Genomic DNA, 14714 nt, shown 5'->3' with positions numbered 1-14714 from the left:
TTATTTCCGATGGATTTCCGGCGACAAGAATTGTAATGACGGGTCACACGCGTCAAGAGCACGAAGTAAAACCGCTACCAAAGAACGCAATGGACGCAACAAGGATTACTACACAAGTGCAATTCGCGGGCGGCAATCGAACGCCTGAACGACCGGCTCACGGATGTGGCTACGCCCGAGCCGCAGTCGCGGTTGCGGCGTACCGCAGGTACACGCCTATGCCCATCGGCAGGCCCTTTCGCCCGCTCATGCCATCCCTCAAGTGCGGGAGCGATCGCCGATCTAGCCTCTGGTTGTTGGCGCACCACCGGAGTGAAGCGATGAACACGAACGACAAGCCGAACCTCGACAAGCTCAGCCTGAAACCCATCGACCCTTCAGAACCAACGCCTTCCGACCTGGGCAAGGCGAGGTTCCAGATCGAAACGCGTGGCGGTGGTGATCGGCGGGTCAGTGGGACGAATCGGGCGGCGCTCCGCGAGGAACGGAACCCACAGTGACCGACCACAAAACGGGACAGGTTTATTTTTGGTGTTCTAATTAAGCCTCGAAGGCCACGTACCTCCATGCGTACAAGCCGAAGCCGAGAGTAGAACAATATATCTGTCCCTTTTTCCGAGTCCGTCAGGTCCGCGCTTGGTAATGGAAACGGTCGCCAGTGCCGCTGAGCTGATGGGTTTCGCAAGCTCAACCCATCCTACGAGTAGAAGCAGCCCGATTTATTTCCCAACATTAAAAAGTTCCGAACGGCCTCTTTATTTTCCGCCGCTTGAACAACGCTTCCCAAATTTAATCCAGCATAAAAAGCCATTCCAGATACAACCCAATTAGACGCTCTGATTTAAGTTACTCCAGACTTAGAAGAAAACTCTTCATTCATTACCAGAATTTCCTCACACATCAACAGCCTTGCCATATTTCAATACTGCCGATAGCTTTCCTTCAGCACCAATCATTGAAGCTCATACAACTTATAAAAACCAACTTAATACTAATCCGACAATTACAAATCTCTCTTACGCAGCAACACCTTCACCCCATAGCAAGATGGCATCCGCACCGCTGTTCGCAGCACTTCAAATAAAAAGCGGACGCATTGCTTTGCCGGCATTCGATGCCAACCAGGAGGAAACATGGGACACGCCGCCCTCAACTTCGATAAGCATCCCCAGCAACCTCACGGGGGCACCCTGATCAATCAGGTGGTCCCGGCGGAGAAACTGCAGGCTGGAATCGAACGAGCCCGCACGCTGCCTTCCATTCGGGTCGACCTGGAAGCCGTAATCACCATCGAAATGATCACGACGGGTGTGCTTTCACCCAACAAGGGCTTCATGAACCGGGCCGACTATGAGTCCGTACTTGCCACTGGCCGTCTGAGCAATGGCCTGATCTGGCCGGTTCCGCTGAGCTTTGCCCCCGTGGGCGAGCGCAACAGGGAAGTCATCCGCTCGCTCTCCGTGGGCAGTGACGTGGCGCTGACTGACAGCCACAACGAGCCGGTGGCGATTCTCAGCGTCGAGGACATCTTCGATTACGACAAGAAAGAGCGCGCACGCCAGCTGTTCGGCACAACGGATCGAAACCACCCCGGCGTGGACGCCATCTTTCGCCGCATGGGCGATACCTCCCTGGGTGGCACGTTGCACCTGCTGCAGCGCGTGGACTGGGGCCCCTTCGAGAAACTGCGTCGCGAACCCAAGGACACCTGGCGTCTGTTTTACGAGGAGAGGAAATTCAAATCGGTGGCCGGATTCATCACCGGTGCCAACCCGCTGCACCGTGGGCATGAATACATCCACCGCAACGCACTGGAAGGCATCGATGGCCTGCTCCTGCAACCCCTGGTGGAGATGGCCAAGCGGGAGTACGTGCGTCACGAATATCGCATGCAGGCCTACCGCAACGTGCTGGACACCTATTACCCGAAGGACCGGGCCATCCTGTCGCCGCTGCGGGTGACCTATATCTTCGCCGGTCCGCGGGAAACGGTGCTGCACGCGCTGATCATGAAGAACTACGGATGCACCCACGCGCTGATTGGCCGTGACCACGCCGGTATCGGCAGCTACTACGACAAGTACGCCAGCCACAATATCTTCGACCAGTTCAGTCCCGGGGAACTGGGCATCGAGATCCGGCTATTCCATGAGGTGTTCTACTGCACCCGCTGCTCCAGTCACGCCACCACGGAAACCTGTCCGCACGACGAACGCTATCGTCTGAATATTTCCGGCACCGGCATCCGGGAAATGTTGCGCCACGGCATCGTGCCGCCAAAGGAAGTGGTACGCCCCGAATCGGCCCTGGCTGGCATGCAGGGTGTCCAGCCCAAGGGGCTGGGTGAGGACGGAGAAGGCACCCTGCCGGTGGCCAAGGTCATCCAGAGCATGTTCCCCTTCTATACCCACTACACCCGCCTGGGCGGTGCGCCACGCAAACTTCCCCTGCCGGCGGATTCATTGACCGTCCGTGACCTGGAGCTTGCCTGCCATGACGCCCGTACCCATGCCGGCGACATCTACGCCGAGGTTTATGCGGAGTACAGCGCCGTCGTCGACCACAACCGCAACCTGCAGCCATCCTGGGGAACAGAAGCTCGCGCCGCCCTGCGCTTGCAGCAGGAACGCCTTATCAGCGACCTGGAAGAAAAGCTCCGGCAGGCTCCCAATCAGGCTTCGGACGAATTCATGTACCAGGACAAAACCGAGGTGGAACAGGAACTGGCATCGGCCCGCAACCTGCTGAATGACATCCCCAGCACCATCGATGAGCAAAGGCTCCAGACACGGACCTGGAACGTACTGCCCTACAAGCGTTATCGCGGCGCCGACGAGGACTGAGTGATTCCGTACGAGAAGTGATGAGCGACACGATACCCATCACGGCTGAACTGATGGGTATCGCAAGCTCAACCCATCCTACGTGGCTGGTGCTCGCCCTGACGTCCTCGCTGCTGATCGGCGTCATGGCTTGGCACCGATTGCGTCCCGATCCCGCAACTTGATCAATGCCGTTGGAAGAATGGGGGCCGACTCCCCGATGATTGGCGCCGAGGAACGAGGCCCAGGCCGGAGCCCGATCGGGACTCCGCATCGTTGGGTTTCGTGCCTCTACCCAACCTACGACGCCGTAACGACCCTCTCCCATTGGAAAGGCACCTGGAGGGCAGCCGCGTCAGCGGCTGCAACGTTGGGGAACCTATGCCCGGTTCAGGGTGAGGGTGTCAGCACCGCAACCGCCAGCTCGTCCAGATCGACGGAGGCGCGATTGAGATAAAACTCGGCACCACCGCTGCGAGCGGTACCACCGCTCGCCACCTGCTGCAGTTGCGGACGTACGAACAGATAGCTGGCCTTGGCCTTTGACAACACATCGGCATGCTCGGCATGGCGCGCCAGTAGCGTCTCGAAACGCTGCTCGATCGTCTGGTCGAGCTCCTTTGCCTGATCTGGCGTCAGCGTCAGGCCGCCCTTGTGCGGCAGCGGGTAGAGACGAATCTGGTAGTCCAGCAACAGCGTGGCCAGGGCCTGGCTTTGCGCCTCCAGGTCGGCGGCGACCGGATCGGGCCCGGCACTGGCATAAGCAGTGGAGGCCGCCTGCTGCAGCCGTTGCTGATGGCCAAGCAGTTGCTGGATCAGCTCCGGGTAACGCTCGCGCTCGGCCGGAGGCAGTCGATCGAGGGTTTCGAACACTTCCTTCATGGCACGCATCGGCTGCACCAACGCCTCGGGCTGCCCCAGCTGTACCATGTAGGTCTCCATTAAATTGAGGTGCTCGAAGGTAGCGTTCAAACCGCGCGGGTCAGGTGTGCGTTCGGCCGGATTGAAATAGATCATCGCACTGGCACACATCAATTGGCTGCGACTGAGGATTTCACTCAACTTCCCGGCACTTCGTCCATCATCCCCCCAGACCAGCGGGCAAATCAGGCACAACAGGAACAGCAGCGACTTCTTTTGCATGACCCATATCCTCAATTCTTGTTGTTATGTCGGTTTACAGCGCAAACCATGCAGCCCATCCGGACGGCTCCCCAAGCGTCCGGCCTCCGGCGTTCATCGGCCAACCGGCGGATAATAGTCGGGACCCCAAAGAGCGGACATACTCCAAAAGGACAGATTCATTTTTTTGTTACTCCAATCTCACCTCAGCGGTTGGTGCAGGAAGTCTGTTTTCGGCGGGAAGCGCTTGGGGTTGAGGTACCATGCTGCGCCGAACTCCCCGTCGACCCCCTGGCTGCTTATGTCCTCCAACGCGCTGTACACCGACCTGTCCATCTACTACGACCTGATGTGTGCCGACATCGACTACCGGGCGCAGAGCCACAGCGTGCGCCGGCTGCACCAGCTGTTCGGCAATCAGGGGCGCAGGCACCTGGATCTCGCCTGTGGCACCGGGCCGCACGTGCGCCATTTCCTCGACTTCGGCTACCGCAGCGCCGGCCTGGACATCAATCAGCCGATGCTGGATATCGCCCAGCTGCGCTGCCCCGAGGCACAGTTCAGTCGGCAGGACATGGCGGACTTCCGAGTGAGCGAGCCGCTGGATCTGATCACCTGCTTCCTCTACTCGATCCACTACAACGCCGGGCTGGAGCAGCTGCGAGCGTGCTTGGCCAGCGTGCACAACGCGCTTGAGGATAACGGCGTGTTCTGCTTCAACACGGTGGACAAGCGGCAGATCGACAACCGCTCATTCGTGCGCCATACCGTGGAGCACGAGGGCAGCCGCTTCACCTTCGGTTCCGGCTGGTACTACAGCGGCGAGGGCGAGCGGCAGGCGCTGCGCCTCAGCATCGAGAAGACCGAGGCGGGGGTGACCCAGGCCTGGCAGGACGAACACGCCATGGTTGCCCTGAGTTTCACCGAGCTTGAGCAACTGTTGCAGCCGCACTTCGAGGTGCACATCTTCGAGCATGACTACGAACGGATCACTCCCTGGGGCGGCACGTCCGGGAATGCATTGTTTGTCTGCGTGAAGCGCTAAGAACTTGCCTACGATCTCTTGGTTTCCCGACTTGAAAAGCGGGAGCCAAGAGGAGAAGTCCTTGGCCCCCGCGAAACTCAGCTTCGCACGAAGGCAAGCAGGTCGGCGTTGATCGTATCGGCGTTGATTGTGGGTATTCCACAGCAAAGGGGGACAGATCTATTTCCGTCACTCTAATTCCACCTCACCGGCCGCGCTTCTCCATGCGTGCAAGCCAAACCTGGAGTCTAAATATCAATCTGTCCCCTTCTCGTCCGAAGAAGGCAGGCCTGCGGCCTGCTTCGCGAATGAATTCGCGCCTACAGGGAGAGGTCGTAGCCCAGTGAACATCCACGTTCGTAGAACGTGGACTTGCGGTAGCCCCAGACCCCGTGCACAAGGCCGCCCCTCTCGCCTGGTCTGGACCGTAGGGTGCGCTGTGCGCACCGATTCCGGGATCGGCTTCGGTACCCCGTCCAACCGCCGGTGCGCACGGCGCACCCTACCGGATCGGCTTCATCCTGCCAGCCCGGGCATTCGAATCGTCACAGGCAGAGCCGGTGACTCCTGACCGTCCTAAGGACATGGTTTTCCAAGTTCAAATGAAATCGGCTACCGGCTCCGACCAAGGGCGAACGCGTGGGTTAGTCCGTGTGGACGAGGTGGAGGATTTCCGGCTGCTTGTACCTTGGGCGCTCGAATGCAAGCCGCTCCCGCATGACAAAACCAATAAGGACCACATGCATGACAGTCGACTTCTCCGCCTCACGTCCCTGCCGTCTCCATCAGGTTCCCCAGTGGGATCACGAGACCGACGTCCTCGTCGTCGGATTTGGTGCCGCAGGTGCAAGTGCCGCCATCGAGGCCGCCGGCGCGGGAGCGGCCGTGACGCTGCTGGAGGCCACCTCTGGTAACGGGGGCACCAGTGCCATGTCGGGGGGCGAGATCTACATGGGGGGCAGTGGCGGCACCCCTGCCCAGCGAGAGGCTGGCTTCACTGACGACACCGAGGATCTGTTTCGCTACCTGATGATGGCGGGCGGAGCCGACGCGGACGAGGCGAAAGTACGCCTCTATGCGGAAAGCAGCCTTGGCCACTATGAATGGCTGGTGGCGCAGGGCGTCAGGTACAAGAACACCTTCCTGCCGGAAAAGATGATGGAGCCGGTGACGGATGACTGCTTGATCTGGTCCGGGAGCGAAGAGGCCTGGCCGTTCGTGGAACAGGCCAAGCCCTGCCCTCGCGGACACACCCCGCAGTGGGTCGGCTGGGGCGGCGGGCGCATGCTCATGGATGCCCTCGCCGCTCGCGTCGAAGCGCTCGGCGTGGATATCCGGTACGACAGCCGCGTGCTCGCACTGATCGCCGACGACGCCAACGCCGTGCATGGCGTGGTCGTCCGCAGCGATGGCCAGATCCGCTTCATACGCGCTCGCAACGGCGTCATCCTCTGTGCCGGCGGCTTTGCAATGAACCGCGACATGGTCAGGCGCTACGCGCCGCATCTGCTGCGCTCCGACGATCCCATCGGCACACCAGGCGACGACGGGACGGGCATCCTCCTGGGCAGAAGCGTGGGCGGCGCCGCCATCCATATGAACGAGGCCTTCGTCAGCCTGCCCTTCTACGCGCCGGAGTCACTGGTGAAGGGCATCTTCGTCAATGAACGCGGTCAGCGCTTCATCAACGAGGACTGCTACCACGGGCGCATCGGCCATCACATCATGCAGCAGTCCGGTGATCGTATTTACCTGCTGGCTGACAACGCGATTTTCGAACGACCGGCGGAATTCACCCGCATCGATATCGCCGCTGTAGGCGAAACCTGGGAAGAGGTCGAGCAGGAACTGGGGCTGCCAGAGGGCACCCTGGCCGAAACGGTAAAACTGTATAGCCACCATGCCGCCGAGGGCCGCGATCCCCTGTTCCAGAAAGCCGCGAAATGGCTCAAGCCGCTCAACGAGCCGCCCTTCGTCGCACTGGATTGCCGCATCGGCTATGCGTTCTACCCCCATTTCACCCTCGGTGGGCTGGATACCCTGCCGACGGGCCAGGTCGTTACGGAGAAGCGCGAGCCGATCGCTGGCCTGTATGCAGCCGGACGCACCTCCTGTGGCCTGCCGCGCTGGAGCGGCGGCTACAGCTCGGGCCTGTCGCTGGCCGACGCCACCTTCTTCGGCCGCCAGGCGGGATTGAACGCGGCCAAGGCTGGTAGCGAGGCAAGTCTTTAGTGCCGGCCTGCCGCCGACAAGGCTTGCTACACTGCCGCGCCGAACATCCGGGGGCGTGAAGTTACCCGTTAGGTCGCGGCGCGCCGCCCGCCATGTACCCCGGGGGATTGGCTGAATGCATTGCAGCAATGCCGGCCACTCCTCCATGGATGCGCCTAGTAGTGAACTGGCTGCTCACTATCGGTAGCACAGGTTTGTCCCATGTATCGCAGGATTGCTGCCACCCGCTCATCCTTCGACAGTTCGTGCCAATGCCCCGCCGCAATCAGCTGCCCGCCGTCCACCACCCATACCCGGTAAAAGCGCTCCAGGCTGTTCAAGTCGTGGGTGACGCAAACCAGGGACTGTCCCGCGAAACTCCGGAACAGCAAGTCCCATACCTGCTCTGCCGTGGTGGAATCGAGTGAAGCCGTCGGCTCGTCGAACAGGTTGAATGCGCCTGGTTTCATGAGCACTCGCAACAGCGACAAGCGCTTCACTTCTCCGCCGGAGAGGTTCGCCCCCTGGTTCTCCACTTCGAAACTGTCCAGATCCGCAGCAAGCCTCGGCAGCCCGAGCGCATCCAGGTATTCGGAGAGTTTCTCTCGGTCGTATGGCCGGCCGAAGAGAACCGAATCCGCAATTGGCCCACTGAGCAGGCTGGGCGATTGCGGGCAGTAGCGAATCTGACTGAACTGCTCCGCTCCATTTAGTTCGCGCAACGAAGCATCGCCAAGTTGCAGGCGGCTCCGTGATTCGACGAGAACGCCGGCCAAGGCTTCGAGCAAGGTCGTCTTGCCGGCTCCGCTGCTTCCGATAATCGCCACGCTCTCGCCTCTCTTCAGGGAAAGGGGGTTGCGCAATTCCAGCAGCTCAGCTTCCGGTCGCTGGATACGAACCGGCCCAAGCGTCAGCCTGACCGGCACAGCACGATTGCTTGCGACAGCCGAGTCGCCGGGTTTGAAGTCCGGGAGTTCCAGGACCTGCTGAAACCGCTTCTGGTCCGAAGCGAACTGGTCTGTGAAGCGATGGGCTTCCGCCACCGATGCGACGCTGTTGAAGAAGGCTGTGGCGATGGTGAACATCGCGACCATTTCCCCTACCGTCATGGACGGGTGGGGCGAGTATTGGTCCATAAAGCCAAACAACAGGATGCCCGCCGTCGACAGGCAGATGAACAGTGCCTTGGCGGAACCCAATATCGAAGCCGAGTAGCCGATCCTGGTGGCCGCTGCGGCGTAGCCGCGATAGGCACCATCCAATGATGCCAGCGCTGACTCCGGAGTCCCTTCGCACTTGATCGCCTTCGCTGCACCGAAGGTCTGGGCGAAGCTCGCGGCCAGCTCATCTTCCTGGTCGTTCAATGCATCAATATGGCTGCGCCGCCACCGGATGATTCTGTGGTTCAGGTAAAGGTATCCAGCCGCCGCCAGCAGCACCGTGAGGAATACCCCCGGGCCGCCGTAGCACTGGAAGACGCCACCAACGATCAGTGTCTCCACCACCAGCGGAATGCCGGACAGCAGCATGAAGTTCAGCAACCGTTCATAGGCATTCACACCTCGATCGACTGTATTGATAAGTCCCCCGATCCGCAGAGAAGAGAAGACTTCGAACTCCTTCCCCATCACGCAGCGCGCCCACTGCAATGAGCTTTCGCAAATGCAGTCTTGAACCAGCCTTGAGAGATAGAGCGATTGGATGGGGTTTATGACGACCTGCATGACCCCGGCAAGGCAGAACCCCAGGAGCAGCAGGGCTATCTCTTGCGAGGCGATCCCCTGCTCCGAAGTCAGGCCATCGACTATATGGCCGAGCAGCAGCGGCACGGCTATGAGGGTCAATTTGCTGAGGGAGACAAATGCCAATACCTGGGCGATTCGCCAAGGCCGGGCAAGGACTGCATGGGTAATACGTGAGTCAAACGAGAACATCCTGTTTCTCCGTACTCAACAGACGGGCTTGCAACAAAGGGGAAATGTCTACTCCCCCCTACTCTCCTTGTAGAGAGGCAGTCACACGCATTGGATTTACTCTCATCGCGACAGAGCTGATGGGTATCGCAAGCTCCACCCATCCTACGGTCAAGTTGGAGCGAGCATAGGCAGCGCAAGCCAAGCAAAAGTCAGCAGATGAAAATTCAGAACATGCCTACGCAGGCAGCGCGCCGAAACTGATGCGAAGCGCCGCGATAGCCAAAGCACTGGCGATCACCTTTGCGTGGAGGCGGATGGGGCGGATTGAAATCCGTTCGTTTGGATGGCGTGCGCCGGACGGTATCAGGTCATGCGTACTGAAGGTCGCTGATATCAATCGCGACCAGCAGTTGCGCCTCGATTGCACGGTTGTTCGCGTCACGGCGATAGGCCCGTCGCTTGCCCGGCATGCGGAGCCCTTCGGCTTCGATGTAGTCGTGAACGTACTGGGCAGCAGGCAATCCGCCACTCACGTCGACGCGGTAGTCGTGCCGACGCAGCAGAAAGTCTTCGCCAAAGTAGAAGTCCTGTACAGGACAGTGTGTGGCGACAGTCACCGGAAAGTGCACCCGCAAACGGCGCCAACGCTGCTCGCCCTCCTCCCAGGGGGCGAGCTCTTCGACCACGACGCCCGGCAGCGTGAACAGAAATGGCATGTTCAGGTAGGACCACAGCGCGTAACCATTGAAATAGGCCCGATGAAGCGGGTCCCAGGGCGTGCTCTCCCCGTGGCCATGGAACGACGCCCGCGGATCCGCCCGTTCCGCCACCACTTGCCCATCGGTGGTTTCGATGGCGATTCGGTCGGGCCTGTAGGCCGTACGTTGGTTAGGCGCTCCGAACGGCATCACCGAGGATCGCTGTTCGTGCAGCCAGACGGTCATCTGACGCGGGGTGCTGTCCTGGGTCAGCCCCTTCATGCCCCACAGCGAGCCGCCGGTGACAATGCTTGCCCTCACAATGCTGAAGCTGTTCCAGCGCTCCAGGCCGCCATGGGCCATCAACACCCGTTCCAGCAGATCACTGTTCTGTTCGCTCATGGCCTAGGTCCTCGTCGATGCTGAGCCGACCCGCCGGCTCGCGCTTCTGGAAAGCGAAGCCCACCGCTATCCGCCGCGCCAGCGCTCAAGACGTGCCGGTGGCTTTAGACGATCTGCATCGAACTCTGTACGTTCAGAACCCAAGAGAGCCAGGCCAACGGCAACACTATCTCCAAGCCCGATGCATACCGCATGGGACTGCAGGAGATGACTCATCAACGGCTCGAATGTCATCGAAAACTGATGCCCCCTGGCGCAAGGGGGCCTTGAATAACCACTCGGTTGTTATCACCCAGGCTAAAAACCATCGTCTTGTGGCGACTCAGTCAAACTCGCCAGGGCGACCCTTAGCCCAAATACGGGAAGCCAGATCCATGAACACCTTGAACATCACCACCCACGGCAACAACGCGCTTTCAAACAACCTGTCGCTCGGCGCCATAACCACGGCGATTGGGACCTACGGCGCCTATTTAGCACTCGCGGTCATCTACTTCTGGTTCGGCGGCATGAAGTTCACGAGCTATGAAGCCCAGGGACTGGTTCCGCTGGTGAGCAACAGCCCCTTGTTGGGCTGGCTTTATGGAATCTTCAGCGTTGATACCTTCTCCAACCTGCTCGGAGTCCTGGAAGTATCCATCGGTGTTCTAATTGCAGGCCGCCTGCTGTCGCCAAAGCTTTCATTGATTGGTGGCGCTCTGTCCGCCGGACTGTTCTTCACCACCTTGAGCTTCATGTTCTCGACCCCCGGGGTGATCGAGCCCAGCCTCGGCTTCCCGGCCATCAGCGTCGCTCCAGGGCAGTTTCTACTCAAGGACCTGGGATTGCTTGCCACCTCCATATTCGTGGCAGGTCATTCCCTGACCAGGATCGAAGCCCCCTGAGCTGAGAACTTTTCCGGATAGGGCCTGAAGCATTCCGATGCTTCAGGCCTGATCCCCATCAGCGGCCCGGAACCATCAAGCCAGGGACTTCATCCAGTCCCGTGGGCTGCAGCCCGTCTTGCGGCGAAACGCTCGGGCAAGCGCTGAAGGGCTTTCATAACCGACCTCTTCAGCGATCAACGTAATCGGCCGCCCTTCTCGCAGGCGCTTCTGCGCCAGGCTGATCCGCCAGCTCAACAGATACTCTGCCGGTGTCTGCCCTATGACGGATCGGAAATGCGCGGCATAGGCCGCACGCGACATGTTCGACTCGCTCGCCAGTTCCGCGACTGACCAGGCACGCTGAGGTGCGTTGTGCATCTGGACCAGCGAACGTGCCAACCGCGGGTCGGCCAGCCCGGCCATCATTCCGGTACTCAATCCCTGGTGGTCGAGAAGATGCCGTAGCAGCAGGATGATCAGCAGTTCGAATAGACGATCGAGCACGGCTTTCCTGCCGCAATGCCCGCCTGCCGCCTCACTGAACAACCAGTTGAGCGTGTCGGCCAGTTGGGGCAGTTCATCGAGGGGCAGCACCAGAAGATCGGGCAACGAGGCGGACAAGGGGTTACCGGCGCCGCCATCGAAGGTCATCGACGCGCACAGCAATTGAGCCCCCTCGGGCTCGACCGGGACCAGATCGTGCCGGATCGGGCGGGGCATGAAGATCAGGCTGGGCCGGGTAAGCAGGAGGTCGGAGCCGCGTGGGCCCTGCAAAGTGAGATTGCCCGCCTGCAGCAAGTGGATATGACCGTGCTGGTCAGCGCCACCGTAGGAGGCCACGCCGCACAGCTTGCCGCTGTGAAACAGGTTGGCGCGGACGCCGAACTGCGACAACAGGGTAGACAGACGGTCCATGTTGGCGGCTCATGACAGGACAACGGCTAACTACTGCAACATACTCTTCCGCCAGCCACTCAGCAGCCAAAGGCTGACGCACTTCGCTCGTCCTGAATGGACATGAAGAACGCTCCTGGCACCCCGCAAAAGGGGCTGTCCATTTTTTCAAGCCTGTTTGCACGCCTTCCCTATCACCCACCCAAGGCGATGATCGCGAACATCAGCGCCGTACCGACGATCGCTATGGCCGCACCGCCGCCCCAGGGATTGCCACCCGCATGGCGAGCCAGAAACCAGCCGCAGGCAAACAACATTCCCAGTGCCACCAGATTGGAGGTGCGAATCGCCAACGCGGTGTTGTCAGTCACCAGAAACGGGATAACGAGGGGAAAGGTCGCCAGCACGACCAACAGGAAAATGCCGAGTGCCCCCTTGAAGTCGTCAATACCCAGCCGTGCGGGGACGGGGGAACCGGAGAACTCCAGCATGCGATGGCGCAGCATTTCCAGTCCGTCGCTGCCAGCCGCCGCCGCAATGCGCGGTGGCAGTGCATCGGCGATCAGCGCCTGGCCTTCTTCTGGATTGGTACCGTTGCGCAGCCGGGCCAACAGGTTTCGGTTGCGCGCCCGCTCCGTCCAGGTGCGTAGCAGATACATCACGGCATCGGCCAGGCCCCAGGCCAGATTGCAACCAAAGGCCGCGATCAACATGGTGCGCGCGTCCTCGCGGCCAGCCGTGGCCACGCTGAGCGATCCCACGAAGGTCAACGCCATCAGCAAGCCGAACATCACCTCGCTTACCCGGTCGACGGGGTCGATTATTCTCTGCCGCTTTTCCTCATCCGGTAGGTGCATCACGCCTCCCCCTCTGTTCAGTCGTCCGTCCTGCCTCTTCCACGGTCGACGCCGGTGCGACCACGGTGCCACTGCAACCTCCCGGCTAGCCATGGCGAGCGGAACAACCGCCCACCATGGCTCCCGTCCGAGTCAGAGACTGAGGAAACCGCTGTACAGGCCATAGCCGGCGATCAGCGCGCCAATCAGCACCACAGCGAAGATCACCTTCTCCACGGCGGTGAACACCGGTTGACCGAGTTCACGCTTGGCCTTGGCGAACAGAATCGCACCCGGCGCATAGAGCAACGCCGAGAGCAGCAGGTACTGCACCCCTGCCGCGTACACCAGCCAGACGGCATAGAGCACGGCGACCAGCGCGATCACCAAGTCCTTGGTGCGTTCGCCCGGGGCCTGCTCGTAGGTCTCGTGGCGCCAGGCCAGCAGCAAGGCGTAGGCCGCGGACCAGAAGTACGGCACCAGGATCATCGAGGTCGCCAGGTACAGCAGGCTGAGGTAGGTGGAGCTGTTGAACAGGGTGATGATCAGGAACAGCTGGATCAGTCCGTTGGACAGCCAGAGTGCATTGGCCGGCACCTGGTTGACGTTCTCCTTGCGCAGGAACGCCGGCATGGTGTGGTCGCGGGCGCTGGCGAAGAGGATCTCCGCACACAGCAGGGTCCACGACAGCAGCGCACCGGCCAGCGAGATGATCAGTCCGACGCTGATGAGCACCGCGCCCCAGTGGCCGACCACGCTTTCCAGCACCCCGGCCATGGAGGGGTTCTTCAGACCGGACAACGCGGCCTGGGCCATGATCCCCTGGGACAGCACGTTGACCAGCACCAACAGCAGCAGCACGCCGATGAAGCCGACCACCGTGGCCTTGCCGACATCGCTGCGCTTCTCGGCGCGGGCGGAGAAGATGCTCGCGCCTTCGATACCGATGAACACCCAGACGGTGACCAGCATCATGTTGCGCACCTGGTTCATCACCGTGCCCAGGTCGCTGTTGCCGGCGCCCCAGAAATCGGAGCTGAACACGTCCAGCTTGAACGCCACGGCGGCAATGACGATGAACAGCGCCAGCGGCACCATCTTGGCGATGGTGGTCAGGGTGTTGATGAAGGCCGCTTCCTTGATGCCCCGCAGCACCAGGAAGTGCAGGAACCACAGCAGCACCGAGGCACAGATGATCGCCGGCAGCGTGTTGCCTTCGCCGAACATGGGGAAGAAGAAACCCAGGGTGCTGAACAGCAGCACCATGTAGCTGACGTTGCCGATCCAGGCGCTGATCCAGTAACCCCAGGCCGACGAGAAGCCCATGTAGTCGCCGAACCCGGCCTTGGCATAGGCATACACCCCGCCGTCGAGCTTGGGTTTGCGGTTGGCGAGGGTCTGGAACACGAACGCCAGCATCAGCATGCCGACGCCGGTGATCAGCCAGCCAATCAGAGTCGCGCCGGCACTGGCGCTTGCGGCGATGTTTTGCGGTAGTGAGAAAATCCCACCGCCGACCATCGAGCCAACCACGAGGGCGATCAGCGCGCCAAATTTCAATTTGTCGGAAGCGCCCGCGACCTGGGTCTGCTTGCCGGGTTCGGCCTGTTTTCCCACGTGCAAATCGCTGGTTGAATCGACCATGCATAGCTCCTTGCCGAAATGGCATCGCTCGATTGGATGGCCGGCCAACAAAGAACGGTCGCAACCCTACAGCATGACCTTTCGAGTGGTCCAAGCCACCGAACAGACTGCTCTGTTGCTGCTGGGAGTTGGTTCGATGCAACTCATGCCCCGCAGCCGGGCACTGCCTTTCGAATCGCTAGGAACCGCGCAGCATGCGGAGATGCTCTGCGGCCCAGTGCTTTACCGTCTCCTCCGGAAGACGGTGGGAAGCGTTAATGCGCTCCTCCAACTTGGAGG

At 60.7% G+C, this 14714-nt stretch carries 12 protein-coding genes; 6 read left to right on the top strand and 6 right to left on the bottom strand.

All coding sequences use genetic code 11. From position 1 onward, the window contains the following. Positions 1-320 precede the first annotated feature (320 nt). The 3 genes from ACFW0H_RS27880 to ACFW0H_RS27870 all read left to right on the top strand — a co-directional run bounded on the left by ACFW0H_RS27880 (position 321) and on the right by ACFW0H_RS27870 (position 3007). A complete protein-coding gene (locus ACFW0H_RS27880; protein WP_422917091.1) occupies positions 321-500 on the top strand; it encodes a hypothetical protein in 180 nt (59 codons plus the stop codon). 633 nt (positions 501-1133) lie between these two features. Beyond that, on the top strand, positions 1134-2843 hold the full coding sequence (locus ACFW0H_RS27875; RefSeq protein ID WP_422917090.1) for a sulfate adenylyltransferase: 1710 nt from the start codon (positions 1134-1136) through the stop codon (positions 2841-2843). Positions 2844-2863: 20 nt separating this feature from the next. Continuing rightward, entirely contained in the window at positions 2864-3007 is a 144-nt protein-coding gene (locus tag ACFW0H_RS27870) for a hypothetical protein (RefSeq protein ID WP_422917089.1), read from the top strand. A gap of 205 nt (positions 3008-3212) precedes the next feature. Here the strand turns inward: ACFW0H_RS27870 and ACFW0H_RS27865 are convergent, their stop codons facing one another. After that, positions 3213-3965 carry a hypothetical protein gene (locus tag ACFW0H_RS27865; protein WP_422917088.1) on the bottom strand — a complete coding sequence of 251 codons (753 nt, stop codon included), beginning with the start codon at positions 3963-3965 and terminating at the stop codon, positions 3213-3215. A gap of 280 nt (positions 3966-4245) precedes the next feature. On the opposite strand from ACFW0H_RS27865, the gene ACFW0H_RS27860 reads away from it, so the two are divergent. Continuing rightward, the gene (locus ACFW0H_RS27860; RefSeq protein ID WP_422917087.1) at positions 4246-4989 is read left to right on the top strand and encodes a class I SAM-dependent DNA methyltransferase; all 744 of its coding nucleotides are present in this window, start codon (positions 4246-4248) and stop codon (positions 4987-4989) included. A gap of 723 nt (positions 4990-5712) precedes the next feature. After that, entirely contained in the window at positions 5713-7200 is a 1488-nt protein-coding gene (locus tag ACFW0H_RS27855) for an FAD-dependent oxidoreductase (protein ID WP_422917086.1), read from the top strand. Positions 7201-7355: 155 nt separating this feature from the next. Here ACFW0H_RS27855 and ACFW0H_RS27850 read toward each other — a convergent pair whose 3' ends face one another. Beyond that, positions 7356-9113: an ATP-binding cassette domain-containing protein gene (locus ACFW0H_RS27850; protein WP_422917085.1), complete on the bottom strand. Its 1758-nt coding sequence runs from the start codon at positions 9111-9113 to the stop codon at positions 7356-7358. A gap of 350 nt (positions 9114-9463) precedes the next feature. Continuing rightward, positions 9464-10195 (bottom strand): hypothetical protein, encoded by a 732-nt coding sequence (locus tag ACFW0H_RS27845; protein ID WP_422917084.1) that lies wholly within the window; start codon positions 10193-10195, stop codon positions 9464-9466. A gap of 374 nt (positions 10196-10569) precedes the next feature. Here ACFW0H_RS27845 and ACFW0H_RS27840 point away from each other — a divergent pair, with 374 nt between their 5' ends. Then, on the top strand, positions 10570-11079 hold the full coding sequence (locus ACFW0H_RS27840) for a YkgB family protein (protein WP_422917083.1): 510 nt from the start codon (positions 10570-10572) through the stop codon (positions 11077-11079). A gap of 75 nt (positions 11080-11154) precedes the next feature. On the opposite strand, the gene ACFW0H_RS27835 is transcribed toward ACFW0H_RS27840, so the two are convergent. The 3 genes from ACFW0H_RS27835 to arcD all read right to left on the bottom strand — a co-directional run bounded on the left by ACFW0H_RS27835 (position 11155) and on the right by arcD (position 14435). Continuing rightward, positions 11155-11976 carry an AraC family transcriptional regulator gene (locus tag ACFW0H_RS27835; RefSeq protein ID WP_422917082.1) on the bottom strand — a complete coding sequence of 274 codons (822 nt, stop codon included), beginning with the start codon at positions 11974-11976 and terminating at the stop codon, positions 11155-11157. A gap of 173 nt (positions 11977-12149) precedes the next feature. Then, positions 12150-12812, bottom strand: coding sequence for a hypothetical protein (locus ACFW0H_RS27830; protein WP_422917081.1), 663 nt, complete (start codon positions 12810-12812; stop codon positions 12150-12152). Between the two features lie 132 nt (positions 12813-12944). Beyond that, a complete protein-coding gene (gene arcD, locus ACFW0H_RS27825) occupies positions 12945-14435 on the bottom strand; it encodes an arginine-ornithine antiporter (RefSeq protein ID WP_422917080.1) in 1491 nt (496 codons plus the stop codon). Positions 14436-14714 lie beyond the last annotated feature (279 nt).

It is taken from the genome of Metapseudomonas cellulosilytica (assembly GCF_049334135.1).
GTDB lineage: Bacteria > Pseudomonadota > Gammaproteobacteria > Pseudomonadales > Pseudomonadaceae > Metapseudomonas.
The sequence above is the reverse complement of the archived record's forward strand: the minus strand, read 5'-3'. Positions and strand labels throughout refer to the sequence as shown.

What these genes read in the sequence shown, in the direction of transcription:
- ACFW0H_RS27880 (WP_422917091.1), top strand. Translation starts at nt 321, where the DNA reads ATGAACACGAACGACAAGCCGAACCTCGACAAGCTCAGCCTGAAACCC.
- ACFW0H_RS27875 (WP_422917090.1), top strand. Translation starts at nt 1,134, where the DNA reads ATGGGACACGCCGCCCTCAACTTCGATAAGCATCCCCAGCAACCTCAC.
- ACFW0H_RS27870 (WP_422917089.1), top strand. Translation starts at nt 2,864, where the DNA reads ATGAGCGACACGATACCCATCACGGCTGAACTGATGGGTATCGCAAGC.
- ACFW0H_RS27865 (WP_422917088.1), bottom strand. Translation starts at nt 3,965, where the DNA reads ATGCAAAAGAAGTCGCTGCTGTTCCTGTTGTGCCTGATTTGCCCGCTG.
- ACFW0H_RS27860 (WP_422917087.1), top strand. Translation starts at nt 4,246, where the DNA reads ATGTCCTCCAACGCGCTGTACACCGACCTGTCCATCTACTACGACCTG.
- ACFW0H_RS27855 (WP_422917086.1), top strand. Translation starts at nt 5,713, where the DNA reads ATGACAGTCGACTTCTCCGCCTCACGTCCCTGCCGTCTCCATCAGGTT.
- ACFW0H_RS27850 (WP_422917085.1), bottom strand. Translation starts at nt 9,113, where the DNA reads ATGTTCTCGTTTGACTCACGTATTACCCATGCAGTCCTTGCCCGGCCT.
- ACFW0H_RS27845 (WP_422917084.1), bottom strand. Translation starts at nt 10,195, where the DNA reads ATGAGCGAACAGAACAGTGATCTGCTGGAACGGGTGTTGATGGCCCAT.
- ACFW0H_RS27840 (WP_422917083.1), top strand. Translation starts at nt 10,570, where the DNA reads ATGAACACCTTGAACATCACCACCCACGGCAACAACGCGCTTTCAAAC.
- ACFW0H_RS27835 (WP_422917082.1), bottom strand. Translation starts at nt 11,976, where the DNA reads ATGGACCGTCTGTCTACCCTGTTGTCGCAGTTCGGCGTCCGCGCCAAC.
- ACFW0H_RS27830 (WP_422917081.1), bottom strand. Translation starts at nt 12,812, where the DNA reads ATGCACCTACCGGATGAGGAAAAGCGGCAGAGAATAATCGACCCCGTC.
- arcD (WP_422917080.1), bottom strand. Translation starts at nt 14,435, where the DNA reads ATGGTCGATTCAACCAGCGATTTGCACGTGGGAAAACAGGCCGAACCC.